The organism is Actinomycetota bacterium, from assembly GCA_035540895.1.
Classification (GTDB): domain Bacteria; phylum Actinomycetota; class JAICYB01; order JAICYB01; family JAICYB01; genus DATLFR01.
The window spans coordinates 1-2,733 of sequence record DATLFR010000129.1 but is presented as its reverse complement, the minus strand read 5'-3'; the positions used below and the strand labels follow the sequence as shown (position 1 = coordinate 2,733).

2 protein-coding genes are annotated in these 2,733 nt (G+C 71.2%); both read right to left on the bottom strand.

The window, feature by feature from the left end:
* On the bottom strand, positions 1-368 hold a 368-nt coding region (locus VM840_07185), incomplete at its 3' end, for an ROK family protein (protein HVL81356.1).
* Positions 365-2,494 carry a hypothetical protein gene (locus tag VM840_07180; protein HVL81355.1) on the bottom strand — a complete coding sequence of 710 codons (2,130 nt, stop codon included), beginning with the start codon at positions 2,492-2,494 and terminating at the stop codon, positions 365-367. The genes VM840_07185 and VM840_07180, both read right to left, overlap by 4 nt.
* Positions 2,495-2,733: the final 239 nt, after the last annotated feature.

Below are 2,733 nucleotides of genomic sequence, written 5' to 3'. Positions count from 1 at the left end.
GTCCACGGGGCCGCGGCGGACCCCGCAGCGGCCCCGTGGACGGCCTCCCCCACCCCGTATGCGACCGCGTCGTTCACGACCGTGGCTGGCAACCCGAGCCCATCCTGCAGGACGGCGGGCAGGTCGACGCCGACTATCCCCTCGAGCTTGCCCGGCAGCGACACGATCACCCCGCGCTCGTCGACGAGCCCCGGGACGCAGAGACCGACGGCGTCGCATCCGGGAGCCACCTCGCGCGCTACGGCGAGGATGGCCTCCACCGGCTCCCCCTCGGCGGCCGCGGTGCGGACCTCACCGACGGGGGAGCCGTCCTCGTCCACGGCGGCGGCCTTGATCCTGGTTCCGCCGCAGTCGATCGCGCAGATCACGCCGACGGAGTCGCCCCGTCCGCCCGGACGTCGAAGTCGCGGCCCTGGTAGCGCAGGCCGTGCAGCTCCGCCCGGACGCCCGGCTCGAGGTGGGGCTCTGCGTGCAGCTCGCCGAAGAGCCCCGCCCGCACCCCGAACGGCCCGGTCAGGATCGACTCGAGGTACGCGCCGCCCGATACGCATGCCCAGTCGTTGATCCAGGGCAGGTCGGACGGCGCCTTCCGCGCCCCCCCTCCGTGCTCTGGGTCGACGGCCGACTCCGCGAAGTGCGCCTGCGCGATCGGGCCCTGCTCGGCGGTCTTCGCGAGACCCGGGAGCCACTTGCGTGCGAGCTCCGGGTAGCCGGCCCGGTACAACCCGGTCAGGGCGATGGCGGGCCAGGCGGCGTACGCACCCGTCCACTGATGGTCGGGCCGCACGCTGTAGGTGACGTCCGGGTCGCTGAGCGACAGAGCCCGCATCCAGGTCGGGGTCTGCAGCTCGGTGGCGAGGAACCAGACCATGCCATCGCGGACGTGCTGCTCGAGGTCGTCGGAGATCGCCCAGAGGACGGTCCCGAAGTCGTAGCAGTGACCGACCTCCTGGGTGCGGCCGTCCGGGTGCCGGACGTTCCAGCACCCACGCGACGGGATGTACAGTTCGGACAGCCGGTCCACGATCCCCTGCGCGTCCGTTCGCATCTGCGTCGCCTCGGCGTCCCGGCCCCGCCTCTCGAGGAGGTCGGCCACGAAGCGCAGGCACCACACGTTGGCCGCGTTGAGGCTCGCCACCTCGTGCACGTAGCTGCCGACGGCCTCCAGCAGGTTCCACACGCCGCCGTAATCCGCGAGCCCGTGCTCTCCCACGACTAGCCGGCGGTAGTAGGTCGCGTACCCGACCAGGTGCTCGAGCACGGTCTCGTCTCCCACCTGCTCGTCGAGCCAAGCGTGGTCGCCGGTCCACCGCAGGTACTCCGACGCCATCCGGCACATCGCGAAGTCGTTCACCGAGTACCAGGCGCCGAGTCCTCGACCGGTGAGGTAGTCGGTGGCCAGGAAGCGGTGGATATCGGTCCTCATCCACTTCTCGACCATGCGCCTCAGCACGACCGGGTCGAGCATGGCCAGGAGCATCGCGGTGAGGCTCGCGTCCCACAGGAAGGTCGCCGTCTGCCAGTAGCGGGGCGCGAGCGTGATGTACGTCGGGCCTTCGAACGCGGACGGCGTGGTGCGCTTGCAGAACAGCACGGTGATCAGGGCGGTGTGGTACAGCCGTCGCAGGGACTCGTCGGTCGTGACGAGACGGGGGAGGTGCCCGGAGAACCGGTCGTTGCCGGGGGTGAACGCCGCCTCGAGCTCGGCATCCCACTCACGACGGGTCTGCGCGGCCAGCGCGTCGAAGTCGCTGACCGACGCCTCGAAGTGGGCGATCGCCGCGTCGAGGCCGTCGCCGAGGGCGACGGCGAAGACGAGCTCGCGGTGGGCTCCCGGTGCCAGCTCCACGTCCCAGGCGATCCAGGTGGGGTCGATGCGGTCCGGCAGTGGACGGGCTCCCTGCACCATCGCGGCGCCCGAGTAGCGGGACGTGAACGCGACGGCGCCGGTGCCGTCCAGGACCTGCACCTCGTTGTCGAACTCGCCCGGGGAGACGAACGTCCAGGGGCCCTCGTTGCGGGTCACCCCTCCGCGCAGGCCCAGCTTCACCTCGGTGCGCACCGTCTCGGCGCCCGCGTTGCGGACCCGCAGCCTCACCGCGACCGACGTGTGCCCGAACGGGACGATCGTGGAGCTGACCAGCTCGAGGTCCCCGGCGCGCGAGCTCCGCTCGATCGTGTCGGGCTGCCACCACAGCGAGATCGGCTCGAGCGAGCCCGTGTGGTACCGCCCGCCCACGTAGAGGATGCCCGTCATCACGTCGCAGAGCCCTGAGACCTGCTCGCCCTGCGCGAGCGGAGGGAAGGCGAGGCTGCGCACGGCGGTGACGTCCAGGGCGGCCTGGGCGGCTCCCCAGTGGTTCGTGAGACCCGGCGGGTTGTACAGGTCCCCGAACCGGTGGGTCATCGTCACGGTCCGGACGGACTCGCAGGTCGGGATGGCCGCCATCTCCGGGTCCTGGGTGACGGGGGTGCTGCGTGCAGGCTCCGTCAAAGCTCCTCCTGTGGGTAGGTCGCGCCTGGTATAGGTTCGTTCGAGCGATTTTCCATTCCTGCGGTGGACGCGAGGGTAACCCGGCCCTCGGATATGTTGGGGTCCCTCAGCCCGATGTCGAAGATAGCCGAACGCAAGCGCCCCCTCGGACCAGGCCTCTCGCAGGCCGGACTCGCCATGGCGGTCATGGTCCTGCTCGGGGTGATCGCCCTGCGCGCGGCCCAGCCCCCACCCCCCAC